Below are 18,250 nucleotides of genomic sequence, written 5' to 3' on the forward strand. Positions count from 1 at the left end.
CCTCCTGCCTGTGACCGGTGGGATACCGGACCACTTTAGGAGGATTTCGTTAAGGTGAGATGCGACCGGGTGACGCGCTGCTTCACTTTGTCGCAGGGGAAGCTGGGTGACAGGATGAATGGGCTACAGGGGCTTCAGCAAGGCCAAGGGCGGCTCCTTGGCGATTCGCAGGGCGCGGGGTACAAGTGCAGTCAAGCAGGCCGCCATCACCAGCACGACAGCGCTCGATATCGAGAACCACGGTGAACCTGTGATGCCGTCCTGCGGCGCCCCTACCCACTGCAACGACACCGCGCCGAGCAGGGCGCCCAGCGTGGTGAACAGTGAAACCTCGAACATGATTTCGGCGAAGATCACGGACCTGCGAGCACCCAATGTCCGTCGAACCCCGATGGAGTACCGGCGCCGGTCAAGCCACGCGCCTACAACTCCGGAAACGCCGGCCATCAGCACACCGAGAACAACGGCCGTCATGACCGCGAGCACGGTCGTAGCAAAGCGATCAGCTTTGACGTAGGCATCGCGATATCCCGCCAGGGTCTCGACACCGGCCGGAGTCACGATCCGGTAAGGCCGCTGCAGCGCATCGACAGTACGATCAAGCGATGAACGATCAACCTCCGACCTCCACTTCGCCAGATAGTAGCGACTGGCGCCCATGGGGAGGCCCGGAAGCAGCGCCCACTGCGAGTCCCGCTCATTACCTCCTGGTGCCGGTCCAGCAACAGAGGCAAACACGCCCATGATGACCCGGCTGCTGCCGGGGCCGAAATACAGGTGGCGGCCAACAGCACTCTCCGTTCCGAACAGTCGGGCAGCCAGCGATTCACTGATCAGCACCACCGGAGTGCCTTCAACCATGTCGTCCTCCGTGGCGTCCCGCCCCAGGACGATTCCCGCGCCCAGCATCGCCAGCAGACCAGAGCTTGCAGTTACCACGGGAATGCGATCACATCCGGCAACGTCTGTCGTACCCGCATTCATCGAATACACCATGGCCGACTCACTGGTGCATACGCCGTATCGATGGGCTCTTCCTCCGAACGGAACAGCGTCGCTCACAACCGTGTCCTGAACACCGGGCAGCCGGATCGCGGACAGGTCTGCCCGCTGCACTGCTGCATCCGCGCCTTCTTCGACATCGGATACCCTGACCACACCAATCGATGCTGCCTCCCGGATGCTCCCGGTGTTCAATCTGGCGAAGCTGTCCAGCGCAGATTGCAGTGCGAACGCACATGCCAGGCTTGCAAGCGCTGCCTGCACTGCAAGCAGTGCGGCGCATCCCAAATGCCGTCGAGTCTCCCTCATCGATTCGATCATTTCAGGCAACCCCCTTCGCAAAGGCATTCGAAAGGGAGCTGACCCTGCAGATTTCAAACGACGGGACCAATGAACAGAGCAACGTCGTGACGACTCCCAGGCCGGCGGCCATCAGCATTGCCCCAGCATGCATCGCGGTTATCGCGCTGGGCAGAACGTCTCCCGCAGCAACCACGCGGATTCCCAGCGTATAGGTGACGACAGCGAGCGCACTGCTTGCGGCTCCCGCCGCGATGGATTCCCACATGAGCTGGATGAACACGTCCCGGCGTCGCGCGCCAAGTGCACGTCGTATCGCGAGCTCCCGCCGACGGCGCCCCAGACTGAAGCTCAGCAGCGCCCCCGCGTTGACGATGCACACACCGAGAAGGATCAGTGACAACCGAAGCTGCATCCTGGCCCGCTCTGGAACCAATCCCAGCCTGTCCAGCCACTCCATCAACGGCCAGAGTGCCACCTGCTGGGTGCCTGGTTCGATCCGAAGGCCCTTTGCCTGTGCATAGGCATTCAGATTCGCCCGGTAGGCGGCGACATCATCCGCGGTGGGCAGCCACGCCCACAATTGAAGCCATGACACGTTGGCTCCTGCAGGGTCCGTGTCCTGGTCACCTCCCCAAATCGCCGTCCCGTCCACAACAGTCAGCCTGTCCGCGATTGCGGTCTCAACCGGCAGGTAGATCTCGTCAGGTTCCACAAACGGCCAGCGTGTGAGATCTCCCTGAAACATCGGCACCGGATGCCAGTCCTCCGCGACACCCACAACAGTGTAGGTGCGCCTGCCCAGTTCCAACCGGTGACCAACACAGTCCTGTGCACACTCGCGCTCGGCGAGCGCACGCGACAGGACCACTATACGACTCGCAGCATGCCCCTCCTCGGCGGTCCATGCGCGCCCTTGAACAACAGCAATGCCAAGCACACTGAAGACTTCGGACGTAGCGAACCTCGCACGCAGCCTTTCGCTGGAGGCTCCCGGCCGGGAGAGCGTCACCGCCCCCCCTGCCATTGCTGCCTGTTTCCACGTCCCACCTTGGCCCAGAAGCGCCTTCGCATCTGGCCAGGTCAGTGCCTGTCCCGGATCCGGGGAACCACTGCGCAGGGCATCTGGACGCGCGTCAAGGTACGGGCGGAACAATGCGGAGCTCCGGCCTGGTGCGGGATCCGACGATGCCTGGAGAACAATGGAGAGCATCACGGTGGTGATCCCTACCCCCGCACCCAGCATGAGAGCGATTGCCAGATGAGTGCCGATCCGTTGCTTGAAACGGGCAAGCGAAAGCTGGATGTAGTAGAGCATCATCCAACTGCAGCCGGCGTTGGATTACTGGCGCACCTGTCCATGTGATTCTCACTCCATACCCGTGGAAGCTGATGGTTGAGAGTCTCTGATTGTGAAACTCCGACTCAAGCGGAGGGATGGAGTTTGCAACTTTCCTCAGGAAACACACGTAGCTCGCGGACCCTGGATAGAGCGACTGCCACTGATGACGAGGCCGACGTGACGGAGTCTGACGGGAAAGGCCAACTGCCGACGTGGAGACAACGCCCGACGCTTGGATATCTGATCGGAAGTTGGAGGAAGAAACGTCCCAAAGCAGTTGCGGGCGTCAATGTTCTTCTAGACCCAGAAGTACCAAGCGCCGGCCGCCAGCAGCGCACCCACCAGCATTACCTGCACCACCACATAGCCCACGCCACTGTCGCGCGACTCGGCGGCAATGCGCTTCTGCAGCGCCTCGCTCACATTCGGTGTCTGTTCCTGCTGAGCCTGCTCACGCAACGCCTGCGCCAGCGCGCGCTCTTCCGCATCGCGAGGGTCGGTGGGTGGGTTCACAGCAGCTCTCCGGCAGTGGCATGCCGCGTCAGTTCCTGCTTCAGGACCTGGCGCGCGCGGTGCAGGTGGCTCTTGATGGTACCGCGTGCCAGCCCAGTCACCTGCTCGATCTCGGCCAGATCGAAATCCTCCAGGTAATGCAGGCCGACGATCAGCCGCTGCGGTGCACTCAGCCGTTCCAGCGCCTCGCCAAGATGGCGACCAGCCTGCAGCGCCTCGCTCAGTTCAGCCGGCCCCGGCCCTTCATCGCCAATACCCAGTTCCTCGGGTACTTCCACCGCCACCATCCATTGCGCCTCCAGCCGTCGCCGGCGCAGGTGCTGCAACGCCGTGGTGTAAGCCACCCGTGAAACCCAGGTGCGCAAAGAGGATTCAAAGCGGAACCGGTGCAGCTGGCGGAACACGGCCAGGCAGGTTTCCTGCAGCAGGTCGGCCACCTGATCACGGTCGCCCACCATGCGCCCGATCACATGCGCGCAGGCGCGTTGATGGGTCTCGACCAGCTGCGAAAACGCCGCCTGCGAGCCATCGATGATGGCCCGCACCAAGGCTTGGTCCGAATCCAGCGGTGCAGCGGGTGCCGCCGTCGCCGCTGCATCGTTGCGGCGACGGCCCCGAAGTGCCGACAGCGCTTCGCCGAGCAGGCTCATGCGCGGGGCGCCCCCTGTGCCCGTGGCATGTCCTGGCTCAGCCCTTGCGCGCGGCAGGGCGGGTGAAGTGCCAGGCCAGCAGCTGGCCAAGGCCGGCGCTGCCGACCATCGCAGCGGCGGCGCCGAAGGTCAGCTCGCGTGCACCGATCGCCTCCAGCAGGCCCATCGCCACGGCCAAGCTGACCAAGCTGATGCCCCAGCGCAGCGCGCCCTGGCGGCGGCGCTCTTCTTCCAGCACGGCCAGCGAGCGGATCACTTCCTCCGGCACGTGCGGGGCCACCAGCTTGCTGCGCGCGCGGGCATCGGCAATGGCATGGATCGCGTAGGCGATGCAGATGAAGAGGGTGATCGGGATCAATTCCTGCATGGTCGGGCTCCTGTTCGGTGGATGATGCGGGTTCAGGAGAATGGATGCGCGACCACGGCAACCGGTTGCGCCACTTTGCCAATGCCGCTGCCATGACCTGTGGCCCCTGCCCCCGGCCCGGACGGCTGCTACCCTTGGCCGGTTTCCTCTTCTGGTGCCGTCCGCCCATGTCCCGAGTGCTGCCCCTGTCCCTCCTGCTGTCGGCCGTGCTGGCCGCACCGGCCGCGCACGCCGCGCCGACGCCGATCACCATTGAACAGGCGATGGCCGACCCGGACTGGATCGGTCCGCCGGTCGAGAAGGCCTGGTGGTCGTGGAACAGCCAGCAGGTGGAGTACCAGCTCAAGCGCAGCGGCAGCCCGGTACGGGACACCTTCCGCCAGCCGCTGACCGGCGGCGTGGCCGCGCAGGTGGCCGATGACCAGCGCGGCACCCTGGACGTGGCCGAGCCTGTCTACGATCGCAACCGCAGCCGCAGCGCCTTCGTGCGCAATGGCGATGTGTTCGTGCGCGACCTGCGCAGTGGCGCGCTGACCCAGCTCACCCGCAGCAACGAACGCGCGGGCAACGTGAACTTCGCCGCCGACAATGGCGTGATCTGGCGCGTCGGCCAGAACTGGTTCCACTGGACCGCCGCCAGCGGCGTGCAGCAGGTGGCCAGCCTGAAGGCCGAAAAGGATCCGCGTACGCCGCCGAAGGCCGATGTGCTGCGCGACCAGCAGCTGCGCACGCTGGAAACCCTGCGCCGCGACCGCGAGCAGCGCGAGGCATTGAAGGACCAGGACCAGCGCTGGCGCCAGGCCGACCCGACGCGTGCGCCGGGCCCGGTGTACCTGGGCGCCGACGTGGAGATCGCCGACAGCGTGCTGTCGCCGGACCTCACCCACCTGATCGTGGTGACCAAGCCGAAGGACTTCGACGACGGCCGCACCAGCAAGATGCCGCTGTACGTGACCGAATCGGGCTACGAGGAAACCGAGGACACCCGCACCCGCGTCGGCCGCAACGGCTTCGAGCCGCACACGCTGTGGTACGTGGACGTGCGCACCGGCAAGGCCGAAAAGCTCTCGCTGGCCAGCCTGCCGGGCATCAGCACCGACCCGCTGGCCGAACTGCGCCGCAAGGCCGGCAAGGACGCGCTGAAGGGTGAGCGCAGCGTGCAGGTGATGAGCGACTTCATGGGCGGCGGCATCCGCTGGAGCGCCGATGGCCAGCAGGCCGCGGTGATGCTGCGTGCCAACGACAACAAGGACCGCTGGATCATCAGCGTCAACGCTGCCGACGGCCGTGTGCAGAACCGCCACCGCCTGACCGACAACGCCTGGATCAACTGGGGCTTCAACGATTTCGGCTGGATGGCCGATGGCCGCACGCTGTGGCTGCTGTCGGAGGAATCGGGCTTCTCGCACCTGTATACCCAGGCCGGCACGGCCAAGCCGCAGGCGCTGACCAGCGGCAAGTGGGAAACCTCGGCGCCGGTGCCGTCGGCCGATGGCAAGGGCTTCTACTTCCTGTGCAACCAGCAGGCGCCGCATGACTACGAAGTCTGCGCGGTCGACACCGGCAGCCGCCAGGTGCGCGAGCTGACCAGCCTCAACGGCGTGGAGGACTTCTCGCTGTCCCCAGACGGCCAGCAGCTGCTGGTGCGCTACTCCGGCGCCTACCTGCCGCCGCAGCTGGCGGTACTGCCCAGTGCCGGTGGCCAGGCGCGCGTGCTGACCGACACCCGCACCGCCGACTACAAGGCACGCCAGTGGATCCAGCCGAAGCTGGTGGCAGTGCCGTCCAAGCACGGTGCCGGCGTGGTCTGGGCCAAGTACTACGAGCCCGAAAACAAGGAGCCGGGGAAGAAGTACCCGATCGTGATGTTCGTGCACGGCGCCGGCTACCTGCAGAACGTGCACCAGCGCTACCCGGCCTACTTCCGCGAGCAGATGTTCCACAACCTGCTGGTGCAGAAGGGCTACATCGTGTTGGACATGGATTACCGCGGCAGCGAGGGCTACGGCCGCGACTGGCGCACGGCCATCTACCGCAACATGGGGCACCCGGAACTGGAAGACTACAAGGACGGCCTGGACTGGCTGGTGGACACCCAGCAGGGCGACCGTGACCACGCCGGCATCTACGGTGGTTCCTATGGCGGTTTCATGACCTTCATGGCGCTGTTCCGTGCACCGGGCACGTTCAAGGCCGGCGCCGCGCTGCGCCCGGTGGTGGACTGGCACAACTACAACCACGGCTACACCAGCAACATCCTCAACACCCCGGACATCGACCCGGAGGCGTACCGCGTTTCCTCGCCGATCGAGTATGCGCAGAACCTGCAGGACAACCTGCTGATCGCCCACGGCATGATGGATGACAACGTGTTCTTCCAGGATTCGGTGAACCTGACCCAGCGCCTGATCGAACTGCACAAGGACAACTGGTCGATCGCACCATATCCGCTGGAGCGCCACGGCTACGTCCGCGCCGATTCCTGGCTGGACCAGTACAAGCGCATCCTCAAGCTGTTCGAGCAGAACCTGAAGTGAGCAACGCCGCAGCCACGATCCGGATCGTGGCTGCGGTCATCCTGGATGACCGCGGCCAGGCGCTGGTGGTGCGCAAGCACGGTGCACGCCGCTTCATCCAGCCAGGTGGCAAGCCCGAACCCGGCGAAGCGCCCCTGCAGGCGCTGGCCCGGGAGCTGGACGAGGAACTGGGGGTACAGCTGTGCGCCGATGCCGCCATCGCGCTGGGCACGTTCGAGGACTGGGCGGTAAACGAGCCCGGCCACCGCGTGCAGGCACAGGCCTGGTGGGTGCAGGTGGACGGTGCGCCGCAGGCGCGCGCCGAGATCGCCGAGCTGGCCTGGGTGCCGCTGCAACCGCCGCATGGCCTGCCCTTGGCACCCTTGAGCGAACACCATATCCTGCCGGCGGTCGCCACCCGGGTGACGGTCCGCTGAGCAGGCGGGCGCCGACTGCAAGGACATCGGATGTCAATGTCGATCCCGTCGATCCCCTCGCCGCCGTCCCCGGCCTATCACGCCTGGGTGCGCCCGGTGGCACAGGCCTCGTTCTGGCTGTCACTGCTGCTGACGATCTACTTCGTGCTGCAGGGACTGGTGCTGTGGCCGCTGAACCACCTTGCGCTGTGGCACCTGGTGGAAAGCGAAGTGCAGCACCAGCAGCTGCACAGCCTGGTCTGGCTGCTGGCGCACCCGGTGGCCGCGTCAATGATCGTCGCGCTGTTGTGCCTGGCCTCGACCGTGTCCAGCTGGGGCCTGCTGCGTGAACGTCGCTGGGCCCTGTGGAGCTTCGTGGTGCTGCTGCTGTTGAGCGGCTTGAGCAACTTCGCAGTCGCCTGGTGGCTGGACGTGTTCATGCGCGACCTCATCCCATTGCTGGCCGATGACCCGGCCCTGCTGCAGGAGCTGCAGCTGAAACGCTGGCTGATCACGCTGACCGTGGTCGGCATGTCGTTCGTGCTTCTCGGCCTGCAGGGCTGGCTGGCCTGGCGCTTGCTGCGCCCCGACGTGCGCGCGCGCTTCCGCTGAGTTCTGCCGGGTGTGGGCCAGGGCCTCCGGCAGCACCCGGCGTTTTGCTTTTGATCGTCAACGAGTCGACATGCTCTCACTCGCACCGTACCGCCACTGGCTGGCCTGGGCGTTGCTGCTGGCCACGCCGGTGGCCGCGGCACAGGCACCGCAATGCGGCCTGTTCAAGGCCGACGAAGGCAGCAGCACGCTGCGCGTCAGCTCATCCAACCGTGGCGAGCAGAAGCACTTCGGCAGCGCTCCGACCCCGGTCGCGTTCCAGCAGATCGAAGGCAAGCTGCAGCTGGTGAGTCTGGAATATGGCCTGCCCAGCGCGCTGCAGGTGCGCGACCGTGGCCGCACCCTCGAGGTGGACGGCACGGTCTACACCCTGCAGGCCCCTGCACAGTGCGCCGCAGCCGCTGCGCCGGCTGCGGGCAGCTGCCTGGCCGATGCGGCGGCCTGCCTGGACAACCGCCACGAGGCGACCCCGACCGTGCTGGCAGCGGCGTGCCGGGAAGGCGTGCCCGGCATGTGCCTGCAGCTGGCCGATCGCTGGCATGACGAGGCCAGGGCGCCGGCCACGCCGGATGAGGCGCAGCAACAGGCCCTCCTCGATACCGCACTGGCCGGCATCGAACTGCCTGTGCCGTGCCGGAATGGCGGCTTCAGCAACGAGACACCGGCCTGCGCAGCGGCGCTGGAAGCGGATCCGGCGCTGCGGGAGCAGATCGTCAAGGCCGCGATGGGTGCGGCGATGGTCGAAGCCGTGAGCTCCGTGCTGTCACCCTCCACGCCGGTAGTGGTGCCGGCCGCGCAGCGCCAGCAGCTGTTGCAGTTGTGCCAGCAGGTCGGCCATGGCGGCTTCTGCAGCCGCGTGGCCGAGCTCTCGTGGGAATCCGGCGACCCCTTGCAGGCGGTGCAGGCACTGACCACAGCGTGCGCGCCCGGCAAGGACAGCGCCGCCTGCGAGCGCCTGCCTGCATTGCAGGCGCTGGGCGCCTCGTTGCGACCGCAGCCGGCTACGGCGCTGCCCTGCGGCACCTTCCGCGCCGCAGGTGGCCTGATGGATACGCTGGACTTCGGCGATGCAGGACGGGTCGGCATCGGCTGGGACAGCCAGCTGCGTGCTCGTGTCGAAGACGGCGACATCCGCATCCGCCACGACAAGGGCGGCGACTTCGTGCTGCGGCCGTTGCCCGGGGGCCAGCTGCTGGGCCTGGACACGTGGACACGCTTCCAGGTGTTCGTGCCGACCGGCGAGGGCGCGAGCACCTGCAGCCCGCCGAAACACTACACGGTGCTGCCGCTGCCGCAGGACTGCCCGCAGGCGCTGGCCAGCGGCGGTGCCGAAGCCTGCTGCGCGCAGGGCAAGCTGCAGGGCTGCAACATTCTTGGCAACCGTCTTGCGCTGTCCGGCCAGTGGCGACAGGCGGCAGAGCACTACACCACCGTGTGCCGTGCCGGCGTGCGCGAGGGCTGCGAAAACCTGGTCGCAGCGCAGGGCCGCAGCAGCGACGTCGACGCCCATGCGACGCTGGAGCGGCTGTGTGCCGCCGACCGCAGCGGGCGCCACGTCGCCTGCGACGTGCTGGACACCGGAAACTGGAGCGCCCTGGAGCTGGGCCGCGTCCTGCAGGAGGCGGTGGACGAAGCGACGGCCGAGGACACTCCGGCGCCGCGCGCTTCCAACCGCAAGCGCTGAGCCTGCCAGGGCCTGTCCGCAGCGTTGGCCTGGCCCTGCGGTAAAGTACGCGCCATGAACGAATTCGAGCGCGTGCGCACCTACCTCACCGACCTGCAGGACCGCATCTGTGCGGCGATCGAGGCCGTCGATGGCCGGGCCCGCTTCCAAGAAGACCTGTGGCAGCGTGCAGAGGGCGGTGGCGGGCGTACCCGCGTGCTGCGCGACGGTGCGGTGTTCGAGCAGGCCGGCATCGGCTTCTCCGACGTTGCTGGCAGCCGCCTGCCGCCGTCGGCCTCGGCCAACCGCCCGGAACTGGCGGGCGCCTCCTGGCGCGCCACCGGCGTGTCGCTGGTGTTCCACCCGCTCAACCCATACGTGCCGACCACCCATGCCAACGTGCGCTTCTTCCAGGCGCAGCGCGACGGTGAAGTGGTGGCCAGCTGGTTCGGCGGCGGCTTCGACCTGACCCCGTTCTACCCGTTCGACGAGGACGTGCAGCACTGGCACCGGGTCGCACGCGATCTGTGTGCACCGTTCGGCGACGAACGCTACGCCGCGCACAAGCGCTGGTGTGATGAGTACTTCTTCCTGCGCCACCGCAACGAAACGCGCGGCGTCGGCGGTCTGTTCTTCGACGACCTGCACGGCGACTTCGAGCGCGATTTCGATTATCTGCGCGCGGTCGGCGATGGCTTCCTCGACGCCTACCTGCCGATCGTGCAGCAGCGCAAGGACGCCATCTATGGCGAGCGCGAACGCGAGTTCCAGCTGTACCGCCGCGGCCGCTACGTGGAATTCAACCTGGTCTACGACCGCGGCACCCTGTTCGGGCTGCAGAGCGGTGGCCGCAGCGAAAGCATCCTGATGAGCCTGCCGCCGCGGGTGCGCTGGGAGTACGGCTTCTCGCCCGAACCCGGCAGCCCCGAATCGCGCCTGGCCGACTACCTGGTGCCGCGCGACTGGCTCTAAGGGGTGTCGTCGCGCGGGGCGTGGGCTCGGCGCTGGTCAGCTGCCCTTCCGCGCGATGATGGTGATGTGCCCTGTCGTCTCCAGCAGGGCAATCTGCACATCTTCAATCTGCAGCCCGCCCTGCTGGCGCAGCGCGGCATCGAAGTCGGCGCGGCTGATCAGCTCGCGGCGAAGTACCGCCTCGAACAGGCGACCATCGCGCGCGATTACGGTGGGTTCTCCTTCGATCAACCGCTCCATGCGCCGATTCCGGGTGGTGAGCCAGCCCACCCCGTAGTTCAGCAGGATCAGGGTCGCCGCCAGCAGCAGGCCGCCGCCCAGCGAGGTATCCGTGCCCAGCAGCGCGTTCTGCACCGCGTTGCCCAGCAGCACGATCAGCAGCACGTCGAACGGCGTGATCTGCCCCAGAGCCCGCTTGCCGCCCAGCCGGACCATGCCCAGCACCACGACGTAGACCACCACCGCGCGCAGGATGAATTCCCACCACGGCATGGCCAGGGCGAACAGGTCGGGCATGGTCTTCCCCTGCGGAACGGTGGCCCAGCGTGGCGCAGGCGATGGCGTCTGGCAACGGCACAAATAAAAAGCCCCGCTGACCAGGGGGAGGTCAACGGGGCCGGGGAACGGGCACTTGGGGAGGAGTCCCCGTTCCGAGATCTGCTCCAGGGGATGGGAGAGATCCACAACAGGCATTGCGCCTGTCGGGAGTTATAGAAGCACTCCGAACACTAACGGTTCGTGAAGGGGCCCCATTTAATGAAATTCAATCGGGGCAACATTCATGGTCGAGTCAGAAACCCCCGACTCATGAACAAATTCACGTCGTTTTCGGCCCGGAATGCGGTCAGTGCGCTTCATCCCAGTTGCTGCCGACGCCCGTATCGACCACCAGCGGCACCCGCAGTTTGGCCGCTTGCGACATGCGTTCCACCACCTGCAAGCGCAAGTCTTCGACGAAACTGCTTTCGGTTTCGAACACCAGTTCATCGTGCACCTGCAGGATCATCCGTGCCGGTGCCCCGCTGTCGCGCAGCCACTGGTCCACATCCACCATCGCGCGCTTGATGATGTCGGCGGCTGTGCCCTGCATCGGCGCGTTGATCGCGGCGCGCTCGGCCCCGGCACGCAGGCCCTGGTTGCGGGCGTGGATGTCGTTCAGGTACAGGCGGCGGCCGAACAGGGTTTCCACATAGCCCTGGTCGCGGGCCTGCTGGCGCATCCGCTCCATGAAGTCGCGCACGCCCGGGTAGCGGTTGAAGTACAGCGCCACGTAGTCCTGCGCCTGGCCGCGGTCGATGCCCAGGTTGCGGGCCAGGCCGAAGGCGCTCATGCCGTACATCAGGCCGAAGTTGATCGCCTTGGCGGCGCGGCGCTCGTTCGGGGTCACCTCCTCCAGCGTGCGCCCGAACACCTCGGCGGCGGTGGCCCGGTGCACGTCGGCACCCTGCTCGAAGGCGCGCACCAGGCCCGGGTCCTCGGACAGGTGCGCCATGATCCGCAGCTCGATCTGCGAATAGTCGGCGGCCAGCAGCTGGCAGCCTTCCGGGGCGATGAACGCGCGGCGGATGCGACGACCGTCCTCGGTGCGGATCGGGATGTTCTGCAGGTTCGGGTCCGACGAGGACAGGCGGCCGGTAGCGGCGCCGGACTGGTGGTAGCTGGTGTGCACCCGGCCGGTGTCCGGATTGACCATCTCCGGCAGCTTGTCGGTGTAGGTGCTGCGCAGCTTGGCCAATCCGCGGTAGTCGAGGATCACCCGCGGCAGTTCATGCTGGTCGGCAATCGCCTCCAGCGCCTCTTCATTGGTGCTGGGCTGGCCCTTCGGGGTCTTCACCACCGCCGGCAGCTTCAACTCGTCGAACAGCACCGCCTGCAACTGCTTGGGCGAATCCAGGTTGAAGCTGCGGCCGGCCAGCTCGGTGGCCTTCTGCTGCGCGGACAGCATGCGCGAGGACAGGTCCTGGCTCTGCCGGCGCAGCTCGTCGGTGTCGATCCGCACGCCGTTGGCTTCGATGCTGGCCAGCACCGGCACCAGCGGCATCTCGATGTCGCGGTACACGCTGTCCAGCGCCGGCTCGGCCAGCAGCTGCGGCTGCAGCGCGCGATGCAGGCGCAGGGTGATGTCGGCGTCTTCGGCCGCATAGCGGCTGGCTTCGTCGATGCCCACCTGCGAGAACGGAATCTGCTTGGCGCCCTTGCCGGCCACGTCCTCGAACTTGACGGTGCTGTAGCCCAGGTAACGCAGGGCCAGCGAATCCATGTCGTGACGGGTGGCGGTGGAGTTGAGCACGAAGCTCTCGAGCATGGTGTCGTCGTGGTAGCCCTGCACGCCCACGCCGTGGCGGCGCAGCACATGCAGGTCGTACTTGCCATGCTGGCCCAGCTTCTTCTTCGCCGGGTCCTGCAGCGCCGGGCGCAGTGCGTCCAGCACCTGCTGCGCTGGCAGCTGGACCGGAGCCCCCGGGTAATCATGGCCGACCGGAATGTAGGCCGCCCTGCCCGGCTCGACCGCCAGGCTGATGCCCACCAGCCGCGCGCGCATCGCGTCCAGCGCATCGGTTTCGGTGTCGAAGCTGATCAGCTCGGCCTGCTGCAGGCGCTCGACCCAAGCCTGCAGCTGCTCGGCGGTCAGAACGGTCTCGTACTCACCTGGTGCGGCCAGCGCCGGATCCAGCGTGTCCGCTGCCGGTGCCTCGGCGCTGCCCCGCGCGAAGCCGGCCGCGGTACCGCGCAGGCTCGGGGTGGCCTCGCTGGCCGCTGCCGGCGCCGGCACAGGCGCACCCAGTTCCTTCAGGGCCTGGGTGAAGCCGTAGCGCGTATACAGTTCGGTCAGCTCCGGCACGTCCTGCTCGCGCAGCGCCAGGCTGGTCGGGCTGGCCTCGAGCGCCAGGTCGGTGCGGATGGTCACCAGCTCGCGGTTCAGCGGCAGGCGCTCCAGCGCGGCGCGGAGGTTCTCGCCGATCTTGCCCTTCATGGTCGGCGCGGCCGCCATCACCCCGTCCAGGTGCTGGTACTCGGCCAGCCACTTGGCAGCGGTCTTCGGCCCGCACTTCTCCACGCCCGGCACGTTGTCGACCGCGTCGCCCATCAGCGCCAGCAGGTCGATGATCTGGTCGGCGCGCACGCCGAACTTGTCCATCACCGCCGCGTCGGAATCCATGCGGCTGCCGGTCATGGTATTGACCAGCTCGATACCCGGGCGCACCAGCTGGGCGAAGTCCTTGTCGCCGGTGGAGATGGTCACCTTCAGGTCCTGCGCCAGGCCCTGCAGCGCAAGCGTGCCGATCACATCGTCGGCTTCCACGCCGGGGATGCGCAGGATGCTGATGCCCAGCGCTTCGACGATGCGGCACATCGGCTCGACCTGGCTCCGCAGCTCATTGGGCATCGGCGGGCGGTTGGCCTTGTACTGGTCGTACAGGTCATCACGGAAGGTCTTGCCGGGCGCATCGACCACGAACGCGACGTAGGCCGGGCGCTCCTTCAGCGTCGAACGCAGCATGTTGACCACGCCGAACAGCGCGCCGGTGGGCTCACCCTGTGCATTGGACAGGGGCGGCAGCGCGTGGAACGCGCGGTACAGGTAACTGGACCCGTCGATCAGGACTAATCTGCTCATGCGCCGATTCTACGCGCCCGTGCCTGCACCGCGGCGACACGGCGCGCACACCGCGATGGGGCATAATCAGGGCTCTTTCCAGGCAAAGGCCCCCGCCGATGAAGACCCTGATGCTGGCTTCCCTGCTCCTGCTCGCTGGCTGCGCCAGCATGGGTGGCGCGGGTGCTCCCCCGGTGGACGTCAAGGGCGCCGATGTCTCCAAGCGCACTATGGACAACGGCGATGTCATCGAGGAATACCGTGTGTCCGGCCAGCTGCGCATGGTCAAGGTGACGCCGTCGCGCGGTGCCCCGTTCTACATGTACGACAAGAACGGCGATGGCCGATTCGACAACGACAAGGATGGCGTGTCGCCGGTGTACTGGAAGCTGTACAGCTGGTGATGTGACCGGGGTCGGATCCCTGCAACTCAGTAGATCTGCAACTCAGTAGATCCACGCCATGCGTGGATCCACCCCGGCCCCCACAAAAAACAACGCCGGCGCGCATCCTGCGGCCGGCGTCGGGTCCCTCCCCGGGAACGCTTGAATCTGCGGGTATGGATCAGCGGATGACCAGTACCGGCAGCGTGCTGCGTGCCAGCACCTCGGCAGTCTGGCTGCCCAGCAGCACGCGGGTCACGCCACGGCGGCCGTGCGAGGTCATCACGATCAGGTCGCTGTTGCGCTCGGCCGCCGTCTCGATGATGCCGTCGGCCGCGTAGCGGTCCAGCACGTGCACCGGGTTGGCGGTGATACCCTGCTCGGCAGCCTTGGCCAGCGCCGGCTGCAGCACCTTCTGCGCCCCTTCCTCGCGGTCGGCCTTGTACTCGGGGCTGTTCATGTAACCCACGCTCCAGCCCATGGCGTCGTACATGCCGACGGCCCACGGCTCGGAAACGGTGACGATATCGACCTCGGCATTGAGGTCCTTGGCCAGCTCCAGGCCCTTCGCCAGGCCCTTGTCGGCCAGCTCGGACCCGTCGGTGGCAATCAGGATGCGCTTGTACATGGTGGGGCTCCGTGGCGGTCTGCCAGATGGGAACGACACCATTGCACACCGGATGTGGAGGCGGCGCCTTGAGCAGGATCAATCCGGCGCCGCGCAGCGGCGTGTGCGCACCGCCGGCTTGCGTACCCGATCACTGCGGCGCAAGCTGGGTAGGCGGCGCCGCGCCGCCTTGGGAGAACCCGCATGCAGGACGGCAAGCCGACACCACGCTCCCCGCTAAGGATCATCCTGTGGAGCCTCATCGCCGCCTTCGTGCTGTTCTGCGGCGGTTATTACCTGGGCAAGGATCTTGCCCAGCGCGACAACGCCCGGCAGTCAGCCGGCCGATAACCTGCTCCTGTAGAGCCGAGCCCATGCTCGGCTGCGGACGAAGCAGCCAAGCATGGGCTCGGCTCTACATCAGGCCCGCCTTCAGGCGATCTGCACGATCCGCGCGTTCTGGCACAGCGGGTAGCTGGCCACGAACCCGTCAATCGCATCGCGCATCGCCTCGAACGATTGGCCGTACATGTACAGCGCGGTCTCGCTCGGGCCCTGCCACCAGCTGCAGATCTCGCCCAGGCCGTCGATGTTCTCCGACAGCTGCTCGAACACGTGGTTGGAATCGCACTGTTCGTAGACCTCGTCCGGCAGGTTCAGGCCATCCAGGTAGATGCCCAGGCCCTCGGTCACGCCGAAGCTGCGATCGGCTTCACCCGCGCCCTGGATCTTCGAGCCCTTCGGTGCACCCAGCTGCTCCAGCAGGTCGATCAGCTTGGGCACGCCATCGGCATCGACCAGCGCCACTTCGATATCGCCGTATTCGACCTCACCCAGGTCGGACATCGCCGTGCCGCCGCCGGTGATCTCGCCGACATTGGCCGCCTGCAGCAGCGCATCGAGTGGGTCCTCGAACAGTTCGTGGCGATGTTCGGGCTGCAGCCGGGCATTCAACGTCACGGTGACGTGCAGCGCGGGTTCGGTCATGGGAGCGTTCCTGAAAGAAGTGCCGCCTATTGTAGAGCCGAGCCCATGCTCGGCTGCTTTTGGCGGTACAAGCAGCCGAGCATAGGCTCGGCTCTACAGGTATCCCGCCGCTCGACGGTGATCAGATCACCGTCAGGTTGGCGTAGGCCATCACCAGCCACTTGCTGCCGGCGTCGGCGAATTCGACCTGCACGCGGGCGTGTGCGCCGCTGCCTTCGTAGTCGGTCACCATGCCTTCGCCAAACTTGGGATGGGTAACCAGCGCGCCGAGCTTGACCGGCGGTGCCTCGATCGAGGCATGGCCCATCACCCGGCTGGCGCCCATCGAGGCCGGTCGCGAGACCTGCACCTTCGGGCGGACTTCGTGCAGCAGCTCGCGCGGAATCTCGCGCAGGAAGCGCGACGGCAGGCTGTAGTTGTCCTGGCCATGGATGCGGCGCGATTCGGCATAGCTCAGCACCAGCTTCTGGCGCGCGCGGGTGATGCCGACGTAGGCCAGGCGGCGCTCTTCTTCCAGACGCCCGCTTTCCTCCAGCGAACGTGCGCTGGGGAACAGGCCTTCTTCCAGGCCGGCCAGGAATACCAGCGGGAATTCCAGGCCCTTGGCCGAGTGCAGGGTCATCAGCTGCACGCCGTCCTCGCCCGCCTGCGCCTGGCCCTCACCGGCCTCCAGCGCGGCATAGGCCAGGAACGCGACCAGCTCGTCCATGTCCTCGCCCACTTCCTCGATGTCGTCGGCGCGGCGCACGAAGCGCGAGGCCACCGAGACCAGTTCGTCGAGGTTGTCGGTACGCGATTCCGAATCCAGCGCGTTGCGGCTTTCCTTGCTCCAGTGCTCGCGCAGCTGCGAGCGGGCCAGCACGTGGTCCACCCGCTCGGCCAGGGTCATGTGCAGGGTCTGCGCCTGCAGCTCGTTGACCAGCACCAGGAAGCCGGCCAGCGCATTGCGCGCACGTGCGGCCAGCGCGCTGCCCTGGGTGACCAGCATGGTCGCTTCCCACAGCGAGATGCCCTGCGCACGCGCTTCGCGGCGCACTTCGTCCAGTGTGCGGTCGCCGATGCCACGGGTGGGCGTGTTGACCGCGCGCTCGAAGGCCGCGTCGTCGTTGCGGTTGGACAGCAGGCGCAGGTAGGCCAGCGCATCCTTGATTTCGGCACGCTCGAAGAAGCGCATGCCGCCATACACGCGGTACGGCACCTGTTCGCTCAGCAGCGCTTCTTCCAGCGCGCGCGACTGCGCGTTGCTGCGGTAGAGCACGGCCACTTCGGTGTAGCTGCCACCGTCGCGCACCCACTGACGGGCGCGCTCGACGATGTAGCGTGCCTCGTCCATCTCGTTGTACGCGGCATACAGATCGATCGGCTCGCCGTCGCCGCTGTCGGTCCACAGCTGCTTGCCGATGCGATCCGGGTTGTGCGCGATCACCGCGTTGGCAGCGCCGAGGATGTTGGCGGTGGAGCGGTAGTTCTGCTCCAGGCGGATGGTCTGCGCGCCCGGGAAATCGCGCAGGAAGGCCTGCACGTTCTCGACCTTGGCGCCGCGCCAGCCGTAGATGGCCTGGTCATCGTCACCGACCACGAACACGTGGCCGGAATCGCCGGCCAGCACGCGCACGAAGGCGTACTGGATGGCGTTGGTGTCCTGGAACTCGTCCACCAGGATCTCGCGGAAGCGGGCGCGGTAATGCGACAGCAGCGCCGGGTTGTCGCGCAGCAGTTCGTGCGCGCGCAGCAGCAGCTCGGCGAAGTCGACCAGGCCGGCGCGGTCGCAGCGTGCCTGGTACTCGATGTAGGCCTGGCGCATGGTTTCCAGCCACGCGTCGTGCGGTTCGGGCTGGATGTGCTGCGGGCGGCGGCCTTCGTCCTTCTGCGCGTTGATCCACCACGCGATCTGCTTGGGCGGGTACTTGCCGTCGTCCAGCTCCAGCGCCTGCACCACGCGCTTGACCAGCCGCAGCTGGTCGTCCGAGTCCATCACCTGGAAGCCTTCGGGCAGCTTGGCGTCCTGCCAGTGCAGGCGCAGCAGGCGGTTGGCCAGGCCGTGGAAGGTACCGATCCACATGCCACGGCTGCCATGGGGCAGCTGGGCGTCGATGCGGTGGCGCATCTCGCCGGCCGCCTTGTTGGTGAAAGTCACCGCGAAAATGCCGTGGGTCGGCACGCCATCGACTTCATGCAGCCAGGCGATGCGGTGGGTGAGTACGCGGGTCTTGCCGGAACCGGCACCGGCCAGCACCAGGTGGTGGCCGGGAGGAGCGGAGACGGCTTCGCGCTGGGCCGGGTTCAGGCCATCAAGCAGGTGGGAGACATCCATGCCCCCAT

17 protein-coding genes are annotated in these 18,250 nt (G+C 66.8%); 7 read left to right on the forward strand and 10 right to left on the reverse strand.

The genetic code is table 11. The features are described from left to right. Positions 1-123: 123 nt before the first annotated feature. The 5 genes from AC5P8J_RS12180 to AC5P8J_RS12200 all read right to left on the reverse strand — a co-directional run bounded on the left by AC5P8J_RS12180 (position 124) and on the right by AC5P8J_RS12200 (position 4,174). The gene (locus tag AC5P8J_RS12180; RefSeq protein ID WP_227853723.1) at positions 124-1,323 is read right to left on the reverse strand and encodes an ABC transporter permease; all 1,200 of its coding nucleotides are present in this window, start codon (positions 1,321-1,323) and stop codon (positions 124-126) included. Between the two features lies 1 nt (position 1,324). Further along, positions 1,325-2,620, reverse strand: coding sequence for an ABC transporter permease (locus AC5P8J_RS12185; protein ID WP_495216835.1), 1,296 nt, complete (start codon positions 2,618-2,620; stop codon positions 1,325-1,327). A gap of 321 nt (positions 2,621-2,941) precedes the next feature. Beyond that, positions 2,942-3,157: a hypothetical protein gene (locus tag AC5P8J_RS12190; protein ID WP_021203506.1), complete on the reverse strand. Its 216-nt coding sequence runs from the start codon at positions 3,155-3,157 to the stop codon at positions 2,942-2,944. Next, positions 3,154-3,807, reverse strand: a complete 654-nt coding sequence (locus AC5P8J_RS12195; RefSeq protein WP_495216836.1) for an RNA polymerase sigma factor — start codon at positions 3,805-3,807, stop codon at positions 3,154-3,156. Before AC5P8J_RS12195 ends, AC5P8J_RS12190 begins: the two co-directional genes overlap by 4 nt. A 37-nt stretch (positions 3,808-3,844) precedes the next feature. After that, positions 3,845-4,174, reverse strand: coding sequence for a hypothetical protein (locus AC5P8J_RS12200; RefSeq protein ID WP_010482336.1), 330 nt, complete (start codon positions 4,172-4,174; stop codon positions 3,845-3,847). Between the two features lie 167 nt (positions 4,175-4,341). Here AC5P8J_RS12200 and AC5P8J_RS12205 point away from each other — a divergent pair, with 167 nt between their 5' ends. From AC5P8J_RS12205 to hemF, 5 genes are all read left to right on the forward strand, one after another. Continuing rightward, positions 4,342-6,711 carry a S9 family peptidase gene (locus tag AC5P8J_RS12205; protein ID WP_227853720.1) on the forward strand — a complete coding sequence of 790 codons (2,370 nt, stop codon included), beginning with the start codon at positions 4,342-4,344 and terminating at the stop codon, positions 6,709-6,711. After that, positions 6,708-7,127, forward strand: coding sequence for an NUDIX hydrolase (locus tag AC5P8J_RS12210; RefSeq protein ID WP_134732117.1), 420 nt, complete (start codon positions 6,708-6,710; stop codon positions 7,125-7,127). Before AC5P8J_RS12205 ends, AC5P8J_RS12210 begins: the two co-directional genes overlap by 4 nt. 30 nt (positions 7,128-7,157) lie before the next feature. Then, the gene (locus AC5P8J_RS12215; RefSeq protein ID WP_021203511.1) at positions 7,158-7,718 is read left to right on the forward strand and encodes a hypothetical protein; all 561 of its coding nucleotides are present in this window, start codon (positions 7,158-7,160) and stop codon (positions 7,716-7,718) included. A gap of 70 nt (positions 7,719-7,788) precedes the next feature. After that, positions 7,789-9,402, forward strand: coding sequence for a hypothetical protein (locus AC5P8J_RS12220; protein ID WP_111102305.1), 1,614 nt, complete (start codon positions 7,789-7,791; stop codon positions 9,400-9,402). A gap of 54 nt (positions 9,403-9,456) precedes the next feature. After that, positions 9,457-10,353: an oxygen-dependent coproporphyrinogen oxidase gene (gene hemF / locus AC5P8J_RS12225; RefSeq protein WP_021203513.1), complete on the forward strand. Its 897-nt coding sequence runs from the start codon at positions 9,457-9,459 to the stop codon at positions 10,351-10,353. 36 nt (positions 10,354-10,389) lie between these two features. Here the strand turns inward: hemF and AC5P8J_RS12230 are convergent, their stop codons facing one another. Continuing rightward, positions 10,390-10,869 carry a DUF421 domain-containing protein gene (locus AC5P8J_RS12230; RefSeq protein WP_021203514.1) on the reverse strand — a complete coding sequence of 160 codons (480 nt, stop codon included), beginning with the start codon at positions 10,867-10,869 and terminating at the stop codon, positions 10,390-10,392. 328 nt (positions 10,870-11,197) lie between these two features. After that, positions 11,198-13,972 (reverse strand): DNA polymerase I, encoded by a 2,775-nt coding sequence (polA, locus tag AC5P8J_RS12235; protein WP_227853719.1) that lies wholly within the window; start codon positions 13,970-13,972, stop codon positions 11,198-11,200. Between the two features lie 98 nt (positions 13,973-14,070). Here polA and AC5P8J_RS12240 point away from each other — a divergent pair, with 98 nt between their 5' ends. After that, on the forward strand, positions 14,071-14,355 hold the full coding sequence (locus tag AC5P8J_RS12240; protein WP_005411628.1) for a DUF2782 domain-containing protein: 285 nt from the start codon (positions 14,071-14,073) through the stop codon (positions 14,353-14,355). 160 nt (positions 14,356-14,515) lie between these two features. Here AC5P8J_RS12240 and AC5P8J_RS12245 read toward each other — a convergent pair whose 3' ends face one another. Further along, positions 14,516-14,962 (reverse strand): universal stress protein, encoded by a 447-nt coding sequence (locus AC5P8J_RS12245; protein WP_005420335.1) that lies wholly within the window; start codon positions 14,960-14,962, stop codon positions 14,516-14,518. A 183-nt stretch (positions 14,963-15,145) separates the two neighbouring features. Here AC5P8J_RS12245 and AC5P8J_RS12250 point away from each other — a divergent pair, with 183 nt between their 5' ends. After that, positions 15,146-15,292, forward strand: coding sequence for a hypothetical protein (locus AC5P8J_RS12250; protein ID WP_195763046.1), 147 nt, complete (start codon positions 15,146-15,148; stop codon positions 15,290-15,292). 81 nt (positions 15,293-15,373) lie between these two features. On the opposite strand, the gene AC5P8J_RS12255 is transcribed toward AC5P8J_RS12250, so the two are convergent. After that, complete coding sequence (locus tag AC5P8J_RS12255; protein WP_155030348.1) at positions 15,374-15,928, reverse strand: hypothetical protein; 555 nt, start codon at positions 15,926-15,928, stop codon at positions 15,374-15,376. A gap of 121 nt (positions 15,929-16,049) precedes the next feature. Then, positions 16,050-18,242, reverse strand: coding sequence for a DNA helicase II (gene uvrD / locus AC5P8J_RS12260; RefSeq protein ID WP_227853718.1), 2,193 nt, complete (start codon positions 18,240-18,242; stop codon positions 16,050-16,052). Positions 18,243-18,250: the final 8 nt, after the last annotated feature.

The organism is Stenotrophomonas sp. YJH_SMC_37, assembly GCF_059370035.1.